The organism is Neorhizobium sp. LMR1-1-1.1 (assembly GCF_040675795.1).
GTDB classification, from domain to species: Bacteria; Pseudomonadota; Alphaproteobacteria; order Rhizobiales; family Rhizobiaceae; genus Neorhizobium; species Neorhizobium cellulosilyticum.
On record NZ_JBEGHE010000001.1, the window covers coordinates 1,579,956 to 1,600,147 of the forward strand.

22 protein-coding genes are annotated in these 20,192 nt (G+C 59.3%); 8 read left to right on the top strand and 14 right to left on the bottom strand.

Going from position 1 to position 20,192, the window contains the following annotated elements:
- Window positions 1-101: 101 nt before the first annotated feature.
- From MRBLMR1_RS07615 to MRBLMR1_RS07630, 4 genes are read right to left on the bottom strand one after another with little or no spacing between them, the layout of a single operon-like run.
- A complete protein-coding gene (locus MRBLMR1_RS07615; RefSeq protein WP_183686131.1) occupies window positions 102-932 on the bottom strand; it encodes an ATP-binding cassette domain-containing protein in 831 nt (276 codons plus the stop codon).
- A 10-nt stretch (window positions 933-942) separates the two neighbouring features.
- Window positions 943-1,857 carry an aliphatic sulfonate ABC transporter permease SsuC gene (ssuC, locus tag MRBLMR1_RS07620; protein ID WP_148148489.1) on the bottom strand — a complete coding sequence of 305 codons (915 nt, stop codon included), beginning with the start codon at window positions 1,855-1,857 and terminating at the stop codon, window positions 943-945.
- Window positions 1,858-1,878: 21 nt separating this feature from the next.
- Window positions 1,879-3,054 (bottom strand): FMNH2-dependent alkanesulfonate monooxygenase, encoded by a 1,176-nt coding sequence (ssuD, locus tag MRBLMR1_RS07625; RefSeq protein WP_148148490.1) that lies wholly within the window; start codon window positions 3,052-3,054, stop codon window positions 1,879-1,881.
- Window positions 3,055-3,098: 44 nt separating this feature from the next.
- The gene (locus MRBLMR1_RS07630) at window positions 3,099-4,076 is read right to left on the bottom strand and encodes an aliphatic sulfonate ABC transporter substrate-binding protein (protein WP_148148491.1); all 978 of its coding nucleotides are present in this window, start codon (window positions 4,074-4,076) and stop codon (window positions 3,099-3,101) included.
- 255 nt (window positions 4,077-4,331) lie between these two features.
- Here MRBLMR1_RS07630 and MRBLMR1_RS07635 point away from each other — a divergent pair, with 255 nt between their 5' ends.
- Both MRBLMR1_RS07635 and MRBLMR1_RS07640 read left to right on the top strand, forming a co-directional pair.
- Window positions 4,332-5,204, top strand: a complete 873-nt coding sequence (locus tag MRBLMR1_RS07635) for an NAD(P)-dependent oxidoreductase (protein WP_183686133.1) — start codon at window positions 4,332-4,334, stop codon at window positions 5,202-5,204.
- Window positions 5,205-5,222: 18 nt separating this feature from the next.
- Complete coding sequence (locus tag MRBLMR1_RS07640; RefSeq protein WP_148148493.1) at window positions 5,223-5,912, top strand: DNA alkylation repair protein; 690 nt, start codon at window positions 5,223-5,225, stop codon at window positions 5,910-5,912.
- Window positions 5,913-5,985: 73 nt separating this feature from the next.
- Here the strand turns inward: MRBLMR1_RS07640 and MRBLMR1_RS07645 are convergent, their stop codons facing one another.
- The 3 genes from MRBLMR1_RS07645 to MRBLMR1_RS07655 are packed head-to-tail and all read right to left on the bottom strand — an operon-like array spanning window position 5,986 to window position 7,750.
- Window positions 5,986-6,474 carry an Lrp/AsnC family transcriptional regulator gene (locus MRBLMR1_RS07645; RefSeq protein WP_148148515.1) on the bottom strand — a complete coding sequence of 163 codons (489 nt, stop codon included), beginning with the start codon at window positions 6,472-6,474 and terminating at the stop codon, window positions 5,986-5,988.
- A 50-nt stretch (window positions 6,475-6,524) separates the two neighbouring features.
- Window positions 6,525-7,169 (bottom strand): uracil-DNA glycosylase family protein, encoded by a 645-nt coding sequence (locus MRBLMR1_RS07650; protein WP_148148516.1) that lies wholly within the window; start codon window positions 7,167-7,169, stop codon window positions 6,525-6,527.
- Complete coding sequence (locus MRBLMR1_RS07655) at window positions 7,166-7,750, bottom strand: thermonuclease family protein (RefSeq protein WP_183686135.1); 585 nt, start codon at window positions 7,748-7,750, stop codon at window positions 7,166-7,168. The genes MRBLMR1_RS07650 and MRBLMR1_RS07655 overlap by 4 nt, the downstream gene beginning before the upstream one ends.
- Before the next feature lie 122 nt (window positions 7,751-7,872).
- Here MRBLMR1_RS07655 and MRBLMR1_RS07660 point away from each other — a divergent pair, with 122 nt between their 5' ends.
- Window positions 7,873-9,408 carry a sensor histidine kinase gene (locus tag MRBLMR1_RS07660; protein ID WP_148148495.1) on the top strand — a complete coding sequence of 512 codons (1,536 nt, stop codon included), beginning with the start codon at window positions 7,873-7,875 and terminating at the stop codon, window positions 9,406-9,408.
- A gap of 378 nt (window positions 9,409-9,786) precedes the next feature.
- Here the strand turns inward: MRBLMR1_RS07660 and MRBLMR1_RS07665 are convergent, their stop codons facing one another.
- A complete protein-coding gene (locus MRBLMR1_RS07665) occupies window positions 9,787-10,185 on the bottom strand; it encodes a diacylglycerol kinase (protein ID WP_148148496.1) in 399 nt (132 codons plus the stop codon).
- 11 nt (window positions 10,186-10,196) lie between these two features.
- On the bottom strand, window positions 10,197-11,213 hold the full coding sequence (cobT, locus tag MRBLMR1_RS07670; RefSeq protein WP_148148497.1) for a nicotinate-nucleotide--dimethylbenzimidazole phosphoribosyltransferase: 1,017 nt from the start codon (window positions 11,211-11,213) through the stop codon (window positions 10,197-10,199).
- 68 nt (window positions 11,214-11,281) lie between these two features.
- Here cobT and cobS point away from each other — a divergent pair, with 68 nt between their 5' ends.
- The 3 genes from cobS to MRBLMR1_RS07685 are packed head-to-tail and all read left to right on the top strand — an operon-like array spanning window position 11,282 to window position 13,039.
- A complete protein-coding gene (gene cobS / locus MRBLMR1_RS07675) occupies window positions 11,282-12,100 on the top strand; it encodes an adenosylcobinamide-GDP ribazoletransferase (protein ID WP_404946410.1) in 819 nt (272 codons plus the stop codon).
- Between the two features lie 19 nt (window positions 12,101-12,119).
- Window positions 12,120-12,341 (top strand): DUF1289 domain-containing protein, encoded by a 222-nt coding sequence (locus tag MRBLMR1_RS07680; protein ID WP_148148498.1) that lies wholly within the window; start codon window positions 12,120-12,122, stop codon window positions 12,339-12,341.
- On the top strand, window positions 12,338-13,039 hold the full coding sequence (locus MRBLMR1_RS07685) for a TIGR02281 family clan AA aspartic protease (RefSeq protein WP_148148499.1): 702 nt from the start codon (window positions 12,338-12,340) through the stop codon (window positions 13,037-13,039). The genes MRBLMR1_RS07680 and MRBLMR1_RS07685 overlap by 4 nt, the downstream gene beginning before the upstream one ends.
- A 117-nt stretch (window positions 13,040-13,156) precedes the next feature.
- Here MRBLMR1_RS07685 and MRBLMR1_RS07690 read toward each other — a convergent pair whose 3' ends face one another.
- Window positions 13,157-14,155 (bottom strand): AraC family transcriptional regulator, encoded by a 999-nt coding sequence (locus MRBLMR1_RS07690; protein WP_148148500.1) that lies wholly within the window; start codon window positions 14,153-14,155, stop codon window positions 13,157-13,159.
- Window positions 14,156-14,238: 83 nt separating this feature from the next.
- Here MRBLMR1_RS07690 and MRBLMR1_RS07695 point away from each other — a divergent pair, with 83 nt between their 5' ends.
- Entirely contained in the window at window positions 14,239-15,444 is a 1,206-nt protein-coding gene (locus tag MRBLMR1_RS07695; RefSeq protein ID WP_148148501.1) for an MFS transporter, read from the top strand.
- Between the two features lie 64 nt (window positions 15,445-15,508).
- Here the strand turns inward: MRBLMR1_RS07695 and MRBLMR1_RS07700 are convergent, their stop codons facing one another.
- From MRBLMR1_RS07700 to MRBLMR1_RS07710, 3 genes are all read right to left on the bottom strand, one after another.
- Window positions 15,509-16,270 (bottom strand): ABC transporter permease, encoded by a 762-nt coding sequence (locus tag MRBLMR1_RS07700; RefSeq protein WP_148148502.1) that lies wholly within the window; start codon window positions 16,268-16,270, stop codon window positions 15,509-15,511.
- Window positions 16,267-17,193, bottom strand: a complete 927-nt coding sequence (locus tag MRBLMR1_RS07705) for an ABC transporter ATP-binding protein (RefSeq protein WP_148148518.1) — start codon at window positions 17,191-17,193, stop codon at window positions 16,267-16,269. The genes MRBLMR1_RS07700 and MRBLMR1_RS07705 overlap by 4 nt, the downstream gene beginning before the upstream one ends.
- A 165-nt stretch (window positions 17,194-17,358) precedes the next feature.
- Entirely contained in the window at window positions 17,359-17,724 is a 366-nt protein-coding gene (locus MRBLMR1_RS07710; RefSeq protein ID WP_183686137.1) for a hypothetical protein, read from the bottom strand.
- Between the two features lie 239 nt (window positions 17,725-17,963).
- Between MRBLMR1_RS07710 and MRBLMR1_RS07715 the strand changes: the two genes are divergently transcribed.
- Window positions 17,964-18,635: a hypothetical protein gene (locus MRBLMR1_RS07715; protein ID WP_148148503.1), complete on the top strand. Its 672-nt coding sequence runs from the start codon at window positions 17,964-17,966 to the stop codon at window positions 18,633-18,635.
- Window positions 18,636-18,728: 93 nt separating this feature from the next.
- Here the strand turns inward: MRBLMR1_RS07715 and MRBLMR1_RS07720 are convergent, their stop codons facing one another.
- Window positions 18,729-19,550 carry a sulfite exporter TauE/SafE family protein gene (locus MRBLMR1_RS07720; RefSeq protein ID WP_148148504.1) on the bottom strand — a complete coding sequence of 274 codons (822 nt, stop codon included), beginning with the start codon at window positions 19,548-19,550 and terminating at the stop codon, window positions 18,729-18,731.
- Between the last annotated feature and the right edge of the window lie 642 nt (window positions 19,551-20,192).

A 20,192-nucleotide genomic window follows, 5' to 3' on the forward strand; every position in this document is an offset into this window, starting at 1 on the left:
GCAAAAGTGGGAACCTGTTTTGCGTCCGGAATTGCGTTAAAACAAAGAGATAGAGCGGTTTCGCATTTCGAAGAAAGGCGGAAATGCTCTAGATACGATCCTTAGGCTTTCCCGAGGATCGTATCGAGCAACCTGCCCTCCAATTCCGCTAAAACCGGATCGCCATGCCGGCGGGACATATCTCTCGGGATTTCGAGGTCAAGGCTGATGCGCCCTTCATCGAGCACGATCACTCGGTCCGCCAGATGCACGGCTTCCGCCACATCATGAGTGACGAGCACGGCGGTAAAGCCAAGCTCGCGCCAGACATTGGTCACCAGATCCTGCATGCCGATCCGCGTCAGGGCATCGAGCGCGCCGAGCGGCTCATCGAGCGCCAGCAGGCCCGGACGGCTGACCAGAGCGCGTGCCAAGGCCACGCGCTGGCGCTGGCCGCCGGAAAGTTTCGACGGCCAGTCCTTCGCCTTTTCCGACAGCTGCACGCCCGCCAGCGCCCGCTCGGCCTCGCGCCGCCCGAATGCTTTCGGCACGCCGTCGCCCAATCCAACCGCCACATTGTCGGCAACAGAGAACCACGGCAAAAGCCGCGGCTCCTGGAAAACGATGCGGGAATTGGGCTCCACTGCCTTGCCTTCCTCATCGACGAATTCGATCCGGCCACCAGTCGGCTCGTCCAACCCGACCAGGAGCCGCAAGAGAGTGCTCTTGCCACAACCGCTCTTGCCGACGATTGCCAGGAACTGCCCGGCGGGCACATCGAGATCAAGACCGCGTAAGACCAGATTGTCGCCGAAGCGTTTCTCGACGCCGCGCAGCTTCAGGCCAGCGGGTTGCGGCGCGGCCTGATAGTCCACCGGCTGCGCGGCATGGTGCGCATCGAGTTCCACATCCGAAATGAAGGCGACCGGTGATTGATAGGGTCCAACAGGCATTTTTTCCTCCTTACCGCTGATAGGCCGGGTTCCATGAGAGCGCTGCGCGCTCCAGCGTCCGGGCAATGACGTCCGCGAGCTTGCCGAGCACCGCGTAGATGACCAGCGCCAGCACGACGACATCGGTCATCATGAACTCGCGGGCGGTATTGGCCATGTAGCCGATGCCGGAATTTGCAGCGATCGATTCCGAGACGATCAGCGTCAGCCACATGATACCGAGCGCATACCGTAAGCCGACGAAGATCGACGGCAGCGCGCCCGGAAAGATCACCTTGCGGAACAGCGACCAGCCGCTCATCCCGTAGATACGTCCCATCTCAATGAGGTCGCGATCGACATTCTTCACCCCGTGATAGGTGTTCAAGTAGATCGGGAAGAGTACACCGAGTGAGGTGAGGAACAGCTTTGCCTCCTCGCCGATGCCGAACCAGAGGATGACGAGCGGGATCATCGCCAGATGCGGAATCGTGCGCAGCATCTGCAGCGTCGTGTCGGTCAGTTGTTCCGACAGTTTCGACACGCCGTTGGCGATGCCTAGCAGGAACCCGATCGAGCCGCCGATCAGAAGACCGCTGAGCGCCCGCGCACCGCTGACGCCGACATCGCGGACCAGTTCACCGGAGAGCAACCGTTCCCAAAAGGCCGCAACCACCGCCACCGGCGACGGCATGATCCGGTCGGAGATTAAGCCGAAAGACGAGCCCGCCTGCCAGAGTATGACCAATGTCACCGGCAGGAGAAAAGGTAAAAGCGCTAAGCCGGAGACGCTGCGCGGGCGTAGCGGCTTCCCGTCATCTGCCCGCGCAGCCTTCTCCGCCGACCCCTTGGGAGGATCTGAATAGCCGATTGCCGCCGATGAAGTCCTGTCTTCCCTGATGCGCCTTAGGCTGCGCCCTTCCGAAAACGTATCGACTGCCGTCATTATCTCGCCCTCGCTATCTTATCAGGATGCAGCAACAGCACGGATGGTCGCGTGGCCGCCGCCGCCGAAGAGCGGCTTTTCGGACGCGAATTCATTGCCGAAACCGGCACGCTGTTCCTCGCGGGTGATGCCGAGTTCCGGGAAAAGCAATTCCGCCACGCGGTAAGCCTCTTCCAGATGCGGATAACCGGAGCCGATCACCGTCTCGATGCCGAGGTCCTGGTATTCGCGCAGGCGCGCCGCCACCGTCTTCGGCGAGCCGACCAGGGCGGTCCCCGCGCCCGAGCGCACCAAGCCGATCCCCGCCCAGAGGTTGGGCGAGACTTCCAGCTTGTCGCGGCGGCCGTTGTGGAGCGCCGCCATCCGCTGCTGGCCGACACTGTCGGAATCGCGCGCGAAATGCGCCTGCGCCTTGGCGATTGTCTCGTCAGAGAGCTTGGAGATCAGCTTGTCCGCAGCCTCCCAGGCCTCCTCGTCGGTCTCGCGGACAATGAAATGCAGCCGGATGCCGAAGGAAACCTCCCTGCCCCGTTTTTCGGCGGCAGCGCGCACGGCCTTGATCTTTTGCTCCACCTGTTCCGGTGGCTCGCCCCAGGTCAGATATTTGTCGCCACGGCCGGCGAAGAACTCGATGCCGGCATCCGACGATCCGCCGAAATAGAGCGGTGGCCGTGGCTGCTGAATGGTCGGGAAACCGAGCTTGGCATTCCTCGCTTTGATATGCTTGCCGTCTAGATCCGCATGGCCGGTGGTGACGAGATCCTCGAAGACCTGGAAAAATTCTTCAGCATGGGTGTAGCGCTCGTCATGCTCAAGAAAGATGCCGTCGCCCGCTAGTTCCGACGGATTGCCGCCGACGACGATATTGAGCAGCAGCCTGCCGTTCGACACCCGGTCTAGCGCTGCCGCGAGCCTTGCATAATAGGCCGGCGCCGCCGTGCCCGGGCGGATCGCCACCAGGAATTTAAGCTTTTCGGTGAACGGCGCCAGCGAGGCAGCCGTCACGAAGGACTCTTCGCAGGAGACGCCGGTCGGCAAAAGCACGCCGGAAAACCCAAGCCTGTCCACAGTCTGCGCCAGTTCGCGCAGATACCTGTTTTCAGGCGGACGGTTAAGCTCGCTGCCGCCGAGATAGGTGCCGTCGCCGCCGGTCGGGATGAACCAGAGAAAATCGATGGGGTTCTTCGTATCGCTCATCGTGAAAAATCCTTGATCTCGGTTGGTCTTTGACGGACGCAGGCTCAGCTGGCCTTGGGGCGCCAGACGATGTCGGAGATGTCCAGCTTTCGCGGAATGATCTTGAGATCGTAGAATTCATCGGCCAGCGCCTGCTGATACTGGACCGCCGCATCCGGCACGGTGGAGACCGCGCCCAGATCCGCCCCACGGCGCGACAGCACGACCTTGGTGACGTTTTCCGGCACGCCGGTGATTGAGGCGATCGCCTTCACCGTCTCATCGAAATTCGACTGTGCCGTGCCGCCGACCTTTTTCAGCTCGTCGATCACCTCGACGATCAGATCGCCGTTCTCGGCAGCGAAATCACCATTACCGAGGAAATAGCTCCAGCTATCGACAATACCCTCCGCCGTCGTCAGCACGCGGGTCTGCGGGTCGGCTTGGGCAATTGCCGTATAGGGATCCCAGATCGACCAGGCATCGATCGAACCATTCTTGAAGGCAGCGGCCGCATCCGGTGGCGCAAGATCGAGCTGCGTCACGTCGCTGGGGGAAAGTCCGCCCTTGCGCAGAACCTTGACTGCAACATTGTGGGCGCTGGAGCCGCGCTTGAAGGCCAGCTTCTTGCCCTTCAGATCCGCGATCGACTGGATCGGGCTATCCTTGTGGACGAGGATGGCCGAACCTTGAGAACTGCCGCGATAGGTACCGACATAAAGCAGGTTGCCGCGAGCGGCCTGCGCAAAAAGCGGCGGCACGTCACCGGTCGGGCCGAAATCGAGCGCGCCCGCCCCGAGCGCTTCGAGAAGCGGAGGGCCGGAGGTGAATTCCGCCCATGTCACCTTGATGCCGCGATCGGCGAAACGCTTTTCGAGCGCACCCTGGCTTTTCGCCAGAGCCAGCACGCCGTTCTTCTGCCAGCCGATGCGCAGTTCCTTGGCGGCAGCCCTTGCCTTTCCCGCGATGGGCAGGACGGCAGTAGCCGCTGCCGCGCCGAACAAGCCAAGTGTCTGTCGACGGTTCAAATTGCCTGTCACCATGGAATGAGCCCTTCCTCACCAGATCTCTGATGACAGAAGGCTCCCATACTCTATCGAGTTGGTCGACATTCCATCGTTTCAAAAAACAACTGCAATCGGAGATTTCATTTCTCCGATTCAAGCAGATGGGAATGCAAAACTGCTAAAGTGCAAATGTCCACCGCATTGCGGAAAATCATTTTTGCCTGCTTTGTTCTTCCCGTCGGCCATGCTTTGTTCTAATCATCGGGAACAACAAGCGTTCGGAGGTTCGGCATGGCGAAAGTGGCATTCATCGGTCTCGGGGTCATGGGTTTCCCGATGGCGGGACATCTCAAGCAAAAGGGTGGCCACGACGTCAGCGTCTATAACCGCACCGCCGCCAAGGCCGCCGACTGGGCCGCGAAATTCGGCGGCACGACCGGAGCCACGCCGGCGGAAGCCGCCAAGGATGCCGATTTCGTCTTCACCTGCGTCGGCAATGACGACGATCTCCGCTCGGTGACAACGGGCGAAAACGGTGTGCTCTCGACCATGAAGCCCGGCGCGATTCTGATCGACAACACCACTGCCAGTGCCGAGGTTGCGCGCCAACTGGATGCGGCTGCGAAAGCACGCGGCGTCCACTTCATCGACGCCCCGGTCTCCGGTGGTCAGGCGGGCGCAGAAAACGGTGTGCTCACCGTCATGTGCGGCGGCGATCAGGCCGTGTTCGACAATGCCAGGCCGGTCATCGACGCCTATGCCCGCATGGTCGGGCTGATGGGACCGGTCGGAAGTGGCCAGCTTACAAAGATGATGAACCAGATCTGCATCGCCGGCATCGTTCAGGGCCTGTCGGAAGCCATCCATTTCGGCAAGCAGTCCGGCCTCGATATCGAGACCGTCATCGATGTCATTTCCAAGGGTGCCGCCGGTTCCTGGCAGATGGAAAATCGCCACAAGACGATGGACCAGGGCAAGTACGATTTCGGCTTTGCCGTCGACTGGATGCGCAAGGATCTCGACATCGTCCTGACAGAAGCACGTCGCAACGGGGCGAAACTGCCGCTGACGGCACTGGTCGACCAGTTCTATGGCGACGTGCAGGCCATGGGCGGCAATCGCTGGGATACGTCCTCGCTGCTTGCCCGTCTCGAACGGAAGTAAGACAAAAGGTCAAAGGCAATGCTCAGCCCCTCCTCCGACGTCGCCGAGATAATCGATCATCTTGGTACTTTGCGGTCGGAGGAGAACATTGCCGGCATGGGTCGCTTTGGCATCGTCACCGATGCGGCGCTCGGGATCTCCAATCCCGACCTGCAGAAAATCGCCCGTGTGGTGAAACGCGATCACGCCCGGGCGCTTGATCTGTGGAACACAGGCGTTCGCGAAGCGCGGATGGTGGCGATTTACACCGCCGACCCGAAAGCGCTTACCTCTGCCGAAGCGCATTCCTGGGCGGATGATTTCACTTCCTGGGAAATCGTCGATGCCGCCGCCGACCTCTTTACCGAAGCCCCCTTCTGGCAGGACCTGATCGCCGAGTTTGCCGAAGACGAGCGTGAATTCGTCCGCCGCAGCGCCTTTGCGATGATCGCCGGAGCATCCGTCCACCTGAAGAAGGAGCCGGACGCGACCTTGATAGGCTGTCTGCGCCTGATCGAACAACACTCCACCGACCCGCGCAATTTTGTCAAAAAAGCTGTCAACTGGGCCTTGCGCAATATCGGCAAGCGAAATGTCACCTGCCACAAGCCGGCTCTCGCCCTTGCGCAGAAACTCGCAGAATCGAATGACAAAACGGCACGCTGGATCGGCAAGGACGCGCTCAAAGAACTGTCAGGCGAGAAGGTGATGCGGCGACTAAAGGTCTGAATACCAAAGCAAAGCGCCGCAACCCAACCCGGATTGCAGCGCTTTCAAAATCATCTCAGCAGAGTTGGATCGCTCAGTCGTCGCCGGATTTCTGGTTGTCGATCATCATGTAGTCGAGCGGCAGTTCCGTCGTGTATTTGATCTGCTCCATGGCAAAGACGGAAGAGACGTCGCGGATCTCGATCTTGGCGATCAGGCGCTTGTAGAAGGCGTCATAGGCAGCGATATCCGGCACGACGACACGCAGCAGATAGTCTACGTCACCGCTCATGCGGTAGAATTCTACCACTTCCGGAAAATCTACCACGACTTCGGAAAAGCGCTTTAGCCATTCGATCGAGTGGCTGGCGGTGCGGATCGAGACGAAAACGGTAACCTTCGTATTGACCTTGCCCGGATCGAGCAGCGCCACGCGACGGCGGATGACGCCGTCCTCTTCCATTTTCTGGATACGGCGCCAGCAAGGCGTGGTGGACAGGCCGACCTTCTTGGCGAGATCCGCCACTGCGAGTGTGGAATCTTCCTGCAGAATGCGCAGGATCTTGCGGTCAAGACGGTCCATCATTGTCCCCTTCGAAATGATTTTTCGTTATACACCCGATTTTCACACAGTTAAGCGAATTTTGTTCCGCGGATCAAGCTATCCACATGCTGGCGCAACACGGGCAAGATCTCCGCTTCAAACCAACCGTTGCTTTTCAGCCAGCCGCTGTTGCGCCAGCTCGGATGTGGCAGCGGCAGGATGCGCGGCCCGTCATTGACGAAGAAATATTCCCGCCAGTTCCTCACCGTTTCCGTCGTGGTTTTCTTTCGGCGAGCGCCCAGATGCCAAGCCGCAGCATATTGGCCGATCACCAGAACCGTGTCGATCTGCGGCATTGCCGCAATCACCCTGCTGCGCCATGCGGGCGCACATTCCTTGCGCGGTGGGAGGTCACTTCCCTTTGCGTCGTAACCGGGAAAACAGAAGCCCATTGGCACGATCGCCAGACGGTCTGCATCGTAAAACTCTTCTCGGGTCACGCCCATCCAGTCGCGCAGCCGGTTGCCCGAGGCATCGTCAAATGGCAGTCCGCTCTGGTGAACTCGCAAGCCCGGCGCCTGACCGGCAATCAGTAACCGTGCCGTCGAGGACAATGTCGCAACCGGCCGCGGCTCGTGGGGCAACGGATTTCCTGGTTTTGCAGGATGGTCGCGACAAATGCGACAGGCTGCGATGCCTGCACCGAGATCGGCAATCCGGTCCGGTTCAATCACGTCCACGGCAGCATGCCTTTCAGCCGATCGAGGATCGCTTCGACACGGCTTCCGGTCCCGGTCGATCCATCATCTTCGGCCTCAGCACCCTTGGCCGTACGCCACGCGCGTGGGGTTTCGAAAGGACCGGACCATATCCCTTCTGCCTGTGCCCGCGCAGCTGTCTCTTCTGCGTGATAGTCCCCGGATGCGACAGCCATTCCGCGGCGTACGAGTTCGGCGTTGATATCCGTTTCACCCAGCCGACAGCGTACAAGAACACGGCCATAACGATCCCTGGAGGATCCTGCGCAATATACGTCGGGCGCCGAGGCGAATTTTGCCAGGGCGTCGCGTGCGGCATCGCCGCATGTCCAGACATTCTGCCCTTCGCCGCAAGACTGATCAGCCTCGGGGGCATCGATGCCGATCAGCCTCAAGCGCTCGGCTCCAGCCGCCAGCGTATCGCCGTCGATCGCGTAAAACGGACCGTTGACGCGGGTGTCACCGTTGAGGTCGATCTTGGCAACGATAAGTGAGGCAAGGACAAGGAATGCTCCGAGGAACAAACCATCCTTCAGGGTCTTGGCAAGGCGGGTCACAATCCGGTCTCAATTACAAACGGAAGCTTCAGGAGAATGGCAAACAAAACCTTTCCCGGCAGTATCTTCTTAAGGTTTGGAACATAAGCTCTCAATCATCCGAATAAATTAGTTCACAACCAATGAGTAGCGGCGTCAGTATCTCGACCGACAAGATAATCGTTGATCGATCGCGTGGCCACCGCAACAAGGCGGTATCCAAGACCGTCCGCGCGACACGTGAACGGCTGCAACTTTCAAATAGCGGCAACCAGGCCTTCGACCGTGACATGCTCGCCATGCATGTCAATGCGGTACTGCAGGCGGCGGCGGTCGTGCCCCTCTTCATCGCGCTCGTCACCGCGATCGGAATGTATATCTCGCCGAGCGCCCACCTGATTGCCTTGGCGCTTTTGATGCTCAGCCTGCATGCGATCAACCTTCTGCTCGCCCGACGTTTCAGCCGCAAGGAAATCGCGGCGGCGGAAACCACTAAATGGCGCCGGCGGCTGCTGCTTGCGCAGATTCTGCTTGGCGTCGGATGGGCGACTTTTGCGCTTCAATCCTGCGACGCGTGTGGTGGCGACAGTTTTTACTTCTACAAGGGCGCCGTCCTGCTCTTTGCGATTTCAATCACAGCCATGAGCAGCTTCATGCTGCGCCAGGGCGTTCTCGTCGGCTTTGTCCCGGTGATTGCAGCACTTCTCTTTCGTGTCGCGATCTCACGGGACCTCCTCGACATCGGCTTGACTGCGATCTGCGCCATCGCCGTGGTTTTCTTTCATTTCATCGGCGACCGCCTCTACCGCTCGAACCTTACCCTGATGTCCTACCAGTCGGAAAAGGACGACCTGATCGCCGAGCTGGAAGTGGCAAAATCGATGTCGGACGAGGCGCGGCGCCGGGCGGAGGAAGCCAATCTGGCAAAATCCCGCTTCCTCGCCTCCATGTCCCATGAACTGAGAACACCGCTCAATGCCATTCTCGGCTTTTCCGAGGTCATGAGTTCAGAAGTGCTCGGCCCGATGCCGAACCCCACATACCGCGAATATGCCGGCGACATCCACCGCTCCGGCGAGCATCTTCTCAACCTGATCAACGAAATCCTTGATCTGTCGCGTATCGAAGCCGGCCGTTATGATCTCAACGAGGAGACGCTGTCGCTACTGGAAGTAGCGGAGGACTGCATCGGCATGGTTCAGTTGCGGGCACGGGCGAAGAACATCGCCATTCGCCACAATTTCGAAAACGAGATGCCGCATGTCTGGGCAGATGAAAAATCGATCCGACAGGTCATTCTCAACCTGCTCTCGAATGCGGTGAAATTCACGCAGCAGGGCGGAGAGATCTCGGTCAAGGTCGGCTGGACGGCGGGCGGCGGACAATATGTGGCAATCAAGGATAACGGCCCCGGCATTCCCGAGGAAGAAATTCCCGTCGTGCTGTCGGCCTTCGGACAGGGTTCGATTGCCATCAAAAGTGCCGAGCAGGGCACAGGACTCGGACTGCCGATCGTTCAAGCTATCCTGGCCAAGCATGACGGCCAGTTCGTGCTTCGTTCCAAACTGCGTGAAGGCACCGAAGTCATAGCCATCCTGCCTGCCACCCGGGTGATGCAAAGCATTCCCGCCGTTGCCGATGCGCCGGCGATCGAAAAACGTAAGCGTTCTTTCGCCTGAACTTATTTACCGAATAGTCACCCGTGCATTCGTCCGCAAATCGTTCACGGTCGTTAATCTTCGCGCCTGCAAGCGAATCTCTGCGGCGGACATTTGATGCGTATACGCTGACCTGCTGCCCAGGAATGGGCATGTTCGGCGATGCTAAAAATGCGCTCCGTCACTTCTCCGTTTTCGCATACCCGAACAATCCATTTGAAATCAGATTCAAAAACTTCGATCGAGTCATCGGTCAAGGTGAAAGGTCCCGCAATCCCCAAAACATGACAAATGCTAATTTTTTGACGTTCGCGCGTCCACTATAAAAAGTTGCATCTGAAGATCACGGGTCCGTGATCGCAACTCTGCAGATCCGGAAAACGCCGATATTGCGCATTCCTAATGCAATCGAAAGAAGGGCTTGACCAGAACGTAAAGCACAAACAATCCGTTTGCGGTCAGCATACAGAAGACAGCGAAAGAACCGAGATCTTTGGCGTGACGCCCGACCGTGGAGATTTCGGGAGATATCCGGTCGACAAGTTCCTCTATCGCCGTGTTGAGCGCCTCGACGCAAAACAGGAGCAAAGTCAGAATGAGGAAGATGAAATAATCGATCGCCGCGGCGCCGACGATCGCAAAGAGCGCGAGACCTGCGCAGAAGGCATAGACCTCATGCCGGAAGGCTTGTTCACGCCACAGGCGCACAAGACCTTGCATCGAATACCGGGTCGCCGCGATAATCCGGCGGACGCCGCTCGCCTTTCCAAGAGTGCTGTCGAGCGGCGTGTTTTCCATTGGCGGTTCTCTTATGCCTTGTTGGTCACGCCTGCCTGTTCGTAGGTCACCATGCCGGTATGGCAGGCGGCTGCAGATTTGACGATACCGGCCGCCAGTGCTGCGCCCGTGCCTTCACCTAGGCGCATGCCGAGTGCCAGCAGCGGTGTCTTGCCGAGCTTTTCAATCGAGCGCAGATGTCCCGGCTCGGCAGAAACGTGACCGATCAGGCAGTGGTCGATCGCCGACGGGTTCATCGCCTTCAAAATTGCAGCGGCAGCAGTGACGACGTAGCCATCAAGCAGAACAGGGATCTTTTCCATGCGGGCTGCCAGAATCGCACCGGCAATTGCTGCGATCTCGCGACCGCCGAGACGGCGAAGAATTTCGAGCGGATCGGAGAGATGGTCCTTGTGGAACTCGACCGCCTGTTTAACGACGGCGATCTTACGGGCCATCAACTCGCCATGGGAGCCGGTGCCCGGACCGACCCAGTCTTCGGCCTCGCCACCATAAAGCGCCAGATGGATAGCTGCGGCGATCGTAGTGTTGCCTATGCCCATTTCACCGAGGCAGAGGAGATCCGTGCCACCGGCAATCGCTTCCATACCGAAAGCCATGGTCGCAGCGCAATCGCGCTCGGAAAGAGCCGCTTCGGTTGCAATGTCGCCGGTCGGATAATCGAGCGCAAGGTCGAAAATCTTCAGGCCCAGGTCATGGGTGACGCAGATCTGGTTGATTGCCGCACCGCCTGCGGCAAAATTATCCACCATCTGCTGCGTCACGGACGGCGGGAAGGGTGTGATGCCATGCCGGGTAACACCGTGGTTGCCGGCAAAGATCGCGACAAGCGGGCGGTTGACCGCAGGTGCCCTGCCCGTCCAAGCGGCAAGCCAGAAGGCGATTTCCTCAAGCCTTCCAAGCGCTCCGAGCGGCTTTGTCAGCTTGGCGTCACGCTCGCGGGCATCCACCAATGCGCGCGGATCCGGTCCCGGCAAGTTGGCAATCAGGTTACGAAAATCGTCGAAAGGCAGGCCGCTCAAACTCATCGAAATCTCTCTCGTCTTAGCCGGCGCGTCATCGTCCGGCACTTGTGTTCACCGGCAAATCGCGCTTTGTGTGCGCATCTCTTAATCGCCTATATCGGGAGCGACAACTGCCAAACGCGACGGATTTCATCGCCGACCTAGCCCGCTCGGTCGCATTTCTCAGCCGCATCCCCGTGCCGGACCGTTTCTTTCTCGGTCAAAGCGGCTCGTTTTCCCGTGCAGTCAGGGCATTTCCGCTTGCCGGCGTGCTGATCGCGCTCGTCCCCGCACTCGTGCTTTACATGTTGTCGCAGACGGGTGACGCGCTTGTGACGAGCATGATTGCTCTGTCACTGATGGTTCTGTTGACCGGCGCGCTGCATGAAGATGGCCTTGCGGATGCAGCCGATGGGCTGGGCGGCGGACGTGACCGCGAACATGCGCTCGCGATCATGAAAGACAGCCGTATCGGCTCCTACGGTGTCGTTGCAATGCTTTTGTCCTTCCTGCTGCGCGCAGCATCGCTTGCGGCACTCGCCCGGTTCGATTCCAGCTTGGCGGCAGTCTCGATGCTAGCCGCGGCCTGCCTCAGCCGCTCGGTAATGATCTGGCACTGGAGCGCGCTCCCGCCTGCCCGAACAAACGGCGTGGCGGTGGCCATCGGCGCACCCGAACGGGGCTCGCGTAACCTTGCACTGCTGATCGGCGGCGTGATGGGGCTGATCTTCATCGCCTCTCACCTCGGCATTCCGGTTGCGATCTTTGCGATCCTCGTCTGCGCCGCCGCCGGCCAGTTCTTTACCGCTTTCGTCCGCCGCAAGCTTGGCGGCCATACGGGCGATACGATCGGCGCCACACAACAGGTTAGCGAAATCGTGCTTCTTTCGACCCTTGCCCTGATCGCCTGAACCTCCGATATAGGTTTGCATGATTTCGCCCTGCATCCTTGTCTGTTCGATCGACCTGAAAACCGGCTATTGCTTTGGTTGCGGCCGCACGCGCGACGAGATTGCCGGCTGGATCGACTATTCCGATGCCGAGCGGCATTCGATCATGGACGGGCTTACCGCCCGGCTGGAAACGGTCGAACGAAAACCGCGGCGGGAGACCAGACGACAGAAAATAGCAAAGGAGCGCCAGATCACATGAACGGACTGACCTTCGTGCTTCTCGTGCTCGGCGCAGGCCTTGCGCTGCTGGTCTTCAACCATTCGTCGGGCCAGACCTTCGGCATCGACAACAACGATTTCGGCCAACTCATCTATCTCGTCCCGATTGCCGGCCTGCTTGGTGCCGGCATTCTTGCCGGTCGCCGCGGCGGCATGAACGAGGCATTACGCAATCTCGCCATCTGGCTGGTCATCATCCTCGGACTGGTTGCCGCCTATCTTTACAGAAACGACGCCAACCAGTTCGCCGGCCGCATGGTCGCAGGACTGATGCCCGGCCGAGCCGTCGTCGTCACGGGAAGCGACGGAAACGAGGTCATCATCCAGAAGGCACTCGGCGGGCATTTCCAGGCCGATGTCGCGGTCGACGGAAAAAACATCCCGATGCTCGTCGACACCGGTGCCAGCAGCGTGGTTCTCTCCTTCGAGGATGCCTCGGCAGTCGGAATAGATACCGGCGGCCTCGCCTACACTGTCCGGGTAATGACCGCCAACGGCCCTGCCATGGCCGCCCCCGTCAGGCTCGACGAGATCGCCATCGGCCCGATCTCGCGCAGAAACGTCCGCGCCATGGTAGCCCAGGACGGAATGCTGGACGAAAGCCTGCTTGGCATGAGCTTTCTGTCGACGCTGAGTTCGCTCAACATGCAGACAGACGAGTTGCGGCTAAGGGATTAGGCAAGCCGGCACACGCCGTCTCATTGTGACGACACGCTTGAGAAACGCCGCCGGTCCATCAGGCTTCCAGCTCCTCGCGCCATCGGATGGGCAGAGCCGGTTCCCGCGTCCTTCGCCTCACCCGACCGCGGCCAGTTCGACCATCTCGTCAGGCGCCGTTTCGCTGTCCGGCTTGCCTCGAAAATGGCTTGGTGGGTGTCCGATGATACGCTTGAAGGCACGGCTGAACGAGGCTTCAGCGTCATAACCGAGTTTTTCGGCCGCCGTCGCTACCCGCATGCCTTGCTTCAGCCAGAGACGCGCCTGGTGCATTCTCACCAGCGCAACATACCGGGCGGGCGTTTCTCCGACGACGCGGGCAAACCGCTCGGAGAAACCGGAACGTGAGGCACCCATCAGCCGCGCAAGTTCGGCCACAGACCAGTCACGTTCAGGCTCCAGGTGAATGGCGGCGAGAACCCGCCCGACCTCCGGATTACGCACCGCCGCAATCCAGCCATTCGTATTGCCGCAGCCGTGTTCGACCCAGGTGCGAATGATCGTCGCCGTCAGGACATCCGCCAGCCGTGCCAGAATGCCGCCGGCGCCGACCCGATCCATATCCACCTCGCGCGCCATGGCATCCAGAAGATGCGGAATGGCCGGCTCGCTGGTTGCAAGGTCGCTGGTCAGCATCGTTTCGGGCATGAGCTGCAGAAGCGGATGCAACCTGTCTATATTGAAGCGCATCGACGCGGTCAGCGCCACCGTGCCGCAACGTGCATCGGCGCATTGCATGTCGAATACGCCCTCACAGACCTGCTTCTTGCCGTAACGCCCGAAAGGCAGCGGCTCGACAGTCTCGGCACTCGCTATCACATGGGCGTCACCGCGCGGCAGTATGACGGCATCTCCGGCATTCAGCTGCAGCCATTCGCCTGAAGGCGCCTTGAGAAGCGCCCTGCCGGACGAAATGAAATGAAACCGCGCCGCATCCTCGGCCGGAAAGGCCGTGGCCCAAGGGTCCGCGAGCCGGCAACGCCCGTATTCGACACCGTCGAGCCGCAGGCCCCGCAGCATTTCCGACAAGGGATCGGCTCCAGTCGACGATGAGAATTTGGACGATCTGTCAAGCATGTCGGATTTTCTAGCATGGAAACGCCAAGCCGTCACGCCTATTCCTGACAGAAGCCAAATAGGCTGCAATTCAGGAGAATCTCATGCACGGCACCCCTTTATCATCTGACGATGCAGCGCGAACGGAACATGATGTCGCACGTTGGGGCGCAGTCGCCTCGTTGACCTTGGGCGTGTTCGGCCTCGTCACTGCCGAATTCCTTCCCGTCAGCCTGTTGACCCCGCTCTCGGCTGATCTCGGTGTCGGCACCGGCGTCGCCGGCCAGTCGATCACCACCACCGCGGTGATTGCCGCAATCGCCGGACCCGGCGTCATCATCGGCACCCGCAAGATCGACCGGCGCTGGACAGTCCTGGCGCTGACGACACTTCTGGTCATTTCCAGCCTCCTCGCCGCGATCGCCACCGATATCTATACGGTATTCGCCGCCCGCATCCTTCTCGGCGTCGGGCTCGGCGGTTTCTGGGCCATGTCGGCAGCACTAGCCATGCGCCTTGTCCCACCGGCGCGGATGCCGCGCGCGATGGCCATCATCATGGCCGGCGTTTCGCTTGCCACCGTCTGTGCCGCGCCGCTCGGCGCCTGGATCGGCGACACGCTCGGCTGGCGGGCGGCATTCTATCTGTCCGCTGCCGTCGGCTTCGTTGCATTGGTCGCCCAGGCGACGCTCCTGCCCGCTTTGCCGCCGACCGGTCACGCCGGGCTTGGCACGCTTGCGGCGCTGATGCGCCGGCCGGCAATCCGCACCGGCCTGATCACCATCCTGCTTTTCGTTGCAGGCCATTTTGCCGGTTTCACCTATATCCGTCCGTTCCTGGAGCGGGTGCCGCAGCTTGATGTCGAAACCATCTCGCTGATCCTGCTGGCCTATGGCGTTGCAGGCTTTTTCGGCAACATGCTCGGCGGCATGGTTTCGGAACGCAGCCCGCGCCTGTCGATCGTCCTGTTCACCACGCTCGTTGCCGCATCGGCCGTCCTTCTGGCGGTTGGCGGTGCCTCGCTTGCCGTTGCGGCGACTGCGATCGCATTCTGGGGCCTCGCCTTCGGTGCCTTCCCGGTCAGCGTACAGAGTTTCGTCGTGCGCCATGCGCAGGATGAGGCGGAAAGCGCCGGCGCTCTGGTGATCCCGGCTTTCCAGATCGCGATTTCGAGCGGCGCGGTTCTCGGCGGCCTCCTGATCGAAACCCAGGGTCCGGTTTCCGTCGTGATGCTTCTTGCGGCAGCCAGCCTGCTTGCTGCATCAGTCATGGCCGCACGCGGCGAACGCCGCCAGCTGTCGCTCGGATAAGAGTTGCCGACTGTTGAAAGACAAAGCGATAGGCGGGGATAAGCCGCCTATCGCCCTCCCCGCGTCAGCTGCGCAGCCGATAACCCGTCTTGAACATCCAGCCAAGCATCGACAGGCACAGGGCCAGAAAGACGCCGATCATGATCAGGCTGATCACCGGATTGACGTCGGCAATCTCATAGAAGCTCCAGCGAAAGCCGCTGACGAGATAAAGAACCGGGTTCAAGTGGCTCACCGCCTGCCAGAATGGCGGCAGCATGTCGATCGAATAGAAGCTTCCACCCAAAAATGTCAGCGGCGGCACGACAAGCATCGGCACGATGTTCAACTGCTCGAAATTCTTCGCCCATACACCGATGATGAAGCCGAACAGGCTGAAGGTGATTGCGGTGAGCACAAGGAAGAGCACCATCATGAACGGATGGGCGATGCGGATATCGACGAAGAAGGAAGCTGTCGCGAGGATAATCAACCCGATGATCAGCCCCTTGCTGGCGGCTGCACCAACATAACCGATCAGGATCTCCGTCATAGCCACCGGCGCCGACAGGATCTCGTAGATCGTGCCGGTGAACTTCGGAAAGTATATGCCGATCGAGCCGTTCGCGACGCATTGGGTCAGAAGCGTCAGCATGATCAGGCCCGGCGTGATGAACGAGCCGTAGGACACACCTTCGATCGACTGGATGCGCGAACCGATCGCCGTGCCGAAGACGATGAAATAGAGCGAGGTGGTGATGACCGGGGAGATGACGCTCTGCAAAAGCGTGCGGCGCATGCGCGCCATCTCGAAGAAGTAGATGGATTTGATCGCTTCGATATTCATGCCTTTTCCTCCACCAGAGCAACGAAAATGTCCTCCAGCGAGCTTTGCCGGGTCGAGAGATCCCGGAAATGGATGCCTGCCGCCGTCAGCGCCGAAAGCAGCGAGGCAATGCTGTCCTGGCTTTCCTCGTGGCTGTATTCATGCGTAAGCGACATGCCGTCTTCACTGAGCGAAAGCGAAAAGGCCGCAAGGCTCGGCGGTATCTCATCCAGCTTCTCGGTCAGTTCGAGTTTCATCTGCTTGCGGCCGAACTGTTTCATCAGCCCGGTCTTTTCCTGCAGCAACAGAAGCTGCCCGCCATTGATGACCCCTACGCGGTCGGCGATCTCCTCGGCCTCCTCGATATAATGGGTGGTCAGAATGATGGTGACGCCATCCTCGCGCAGCCGCTTGACCACTTCCCACATGTCGCGGCGCAGGCTGACATCGACGCCGGCTGTCGGCTCGTCGAGGAACAGCACTTCCGGCTCGTGGCTCAGCGCCTTGGCGATCAGCACGCGCCGCTTCATGCCGCCGGAAAGTTCGCGCAACATGTTGTCCTTCTTCTTCCACAAGGACAGTTCGCGCAAAATCTTCTCGATCAGCGCCGGGTTCGGCTTCTTGCCGTAGACGCCGCGGGAAAAGCTTACCGTATTCCAGACCGTTTCGAACTGATCGGTGGTCAGCTCCTGCGGCACGAGACCGATCAGCGATCGCGTCTGGCGAAAATCCTTGACCACATCATGCCCGCCGACAAGCACCTTGCCGCCGGTCGGGTTGACGATACCGCAGACAATAGAGATCAGCGTCGTCTTGCCGGCGCCGTTCGGCCCGAGCAAAGCGAGGATTTCGCCGCGCTCGATATCGAGATCGATGCCCTTCAAGGCCTCGAACCCATTGCCATAGGTCTTTGTCAGTTGCTGTACGGAAATAATGGGGGGCATGGGAACCGCATTTGTATAGGGCGACATTGCGAGGAAGTTGTTCCCCGGAGATGCCGCAATATAGGGTCGCGTTCCCATGAAGCTATCCCTTCATGGAAGAATATTGCGTTCGGGATTTTGGGACGATGCCGACGTTCGGGGTTGACCGTTATCGGCCCAAACCGGTCATCGGGTATGCTTGACAGCATATTCCCCAGCGATTGGGCCGCTAGTCCACGGGCCAACGTCGTAGCCTGCTTCAAGACTATTGAGCTGCGTCTGAACCGCGCCCTCCAACTCATCTTGCAGCGATTGATATCGTTCGATGACGCCAAACTGCGACCACGGTGATCGATTAAACCCATGCTCATAATGGTTGTAGTAAATCACAATTTCGCCAATTAATGCGACAACCCAGCAAGGCCCGTAACCCTTCAACTCCCATTCTTCAGGTGGCCGTTTAATAGCGTCCCAAAACTTGCGTTGTTTGAATGACATGCGGCTCCACCCATCATTAATGTGGTCCCAAAGTCTCTCTTCTGGGAAACGCATGATTTTTCTCCATAGCGACGCGGCATAGTTATCGATCTTGGTATCGCAATATACAAAAAACATAAGGCTTAGACCAAGGCAACGACTGCCTCTGGTGCGAAGTGCTCACGTAATCAAAACGGCCAGACAGAGTATCTGATCACACAACGGGGCGAACGAAGATGTGCTTAAAGACTTTCTCCGAGTACAGACCGCGCCACGTCCTCTGCTTCCTCGGAGCCGCAGGCGGATTCCAGGAGTTGTTGCAGTCTACCCAATCCGCGATAGAAGTCCTTGCCGCGGATTTCGAAATCGACATGGCGTTCTCTCAAGACGCGTCCGACGCTCGGATGAGCGAGAGCTTCGCAGTTTCTTGGGACCAGGTGCACGAAGACGCGTGGCATCAGCGTGACGTCGAGGCTGTTATGAGCCACGGATGCGTCGTCTATGTCGTCGGTCCACTCATGGAGGCTGCGGAAGCCCCTGCCGTTTCGCTGACGGCCTTAAGGCTGGTTGAGCGAATGCTTGAAGCAGGCGCGACTGCGGCAAAAGGAGAGAGTGCCGGGGTCGCGCATGGAGTTGCTCGGTGGCGGCAGCTCGCGCGGGACGCGAAAAGCGCGGAGCCTAGCGCAGCGGCTAGAGCGTGCCGCCTCGCCTTCACGAAGAGGCCGCTTACCTGCGACGATTACTTGTCCAGCGTGGGCTTTCATCTTGTTGGCCTACCGGAGGTGTTGGTACCGAGCAGTTCACCCCTGGATGAACTGGTGCTTAGTGCCGTGATCGACAGCGTCGCAGATGAGATGGCATCTGATGGCATAGAAAAGGTCGTCATCCGCTACGGTGCAGAGCTGAAAGCTATCAATCAATACGAAGAAGAAGACTTCAAATACAACCCGTTCGGCGGCGTCCATTTAGTTGCCGGAGTGCATTGAAAGCCTGACGGCGTTCTATTGTCCAAGCCGGTCGGCGCTTCTAAGTCCGCTTGTGACGCAAAAGAGACGGTAGCCCTTCACGTCGGCATAACACTAGAAAATCACGCTGGCGAAAAACTGCAGTGCGATGAAGACGAGAAATAGCGCAAACCCGACCTCCAGCTGGCGCTTGGACAGCGCATGCGCAAGCCGTGCACCGTAAGGTGCCGTATAGAGCGTGACCGGGATCAGCAGCGCCACTGCCAGCCAGTTGATATAACCGGTCGAAAACGGTGGTAAGCCGCTCTTGCCCCAGCCGCCCCAGATATAACCGACAAGACCAGGGATTGAGATCAGCACACCGACGCCGGAGGAGGTTGCGACCGCTTGGTGGATGGTGCGGCCGTAAAGTGTCATGAAGGTGTTGTTCAACACGCCGCCGCCGATCCCCATCAGGCCCGACAGGATGCCGATGCCGGTACCGACCAAGAATTTCAGCGGATTTCTGGGGAGATCTTCGCCGAGTTTCCAGCTTGCCCGATTGAAAATCATTCGCAGCGCCAGGACGAGCGCGATCACCGCGAAGATCAGCCTTAGTTCCGTGCTGGACGCCCAGGCGGCGATCAATGTGGCGATAAGCGTGCCGAACGGAACGGCAATGATCCAGCCCTTCAGGAGGTCGATATCCACGGCTCCACGCTGCCGGTGCGCCGTGAAAGAGCGAACCGAAGTCGGCACGATGATGGCAAGCGATGTACCTAACGCCAGATGCATGCGCACCGCATCGTCCACGCCGAGCAGCCCAAAGACGTGAAAGAAGATCGGCACGAGGATAGCGCCACCGCCAATCCCGAACAGGCCGGCAAGAAGCCCTGCCAGAACGCCGGCAGCAAGCAGCGCCACCACGAAGGGAAGAATATCGAGAAAGGCAGGCATCACGTTCTCCGGCAGCGATTTTAACTCATGAGCCGGAAGAAAAAGGCATGAGCGATTGGGCGGGGCATGCACTACTAAGCCGAGAAAACGGCCCTTGACGGTTGTTCATCATCAAGAGACCTCATCGCATCATTGTCGTTGTCAGACAAGTCACAGCGTGGCGACGGCCCCACAATGTCATCAGTACGTTCGGACCGTAGGGTAAAGGACAGGGAAGACTTGCCTTCCTACCGCCCCATGACACACTCGTCGGTCAATCCGTTTTGCCGAAACAGGGTATCCGGGCACCCTGTTATCAGTGCTGCAATTCCGAAAGCGGCTCACCCAAACGGGTGGCGACTGTAGTTACGGCAGATGCTGAAATACCCCTCAAATAATGGGGGGGCAAGGGTTGGCGCAAACAGCAGCGACGCCGGCTCGCGAGATGACATTTAGAAAACAGAAATATCTGGTCCGATAAGATGCTGCCGTGAGTTCGCCGTTGCCGACTCCCAGCAACATCCTGCTTTTCATTGCCGTCAGAAACTCTTTGGCGATGAAATAGATACAGGCAATTGACGTATGCAATTTCGGGTACGTTGCCTTATATGTGGTGCCACGATACCAGACCACATATTTTTCCTAAATTCGTTGCTGCAGATG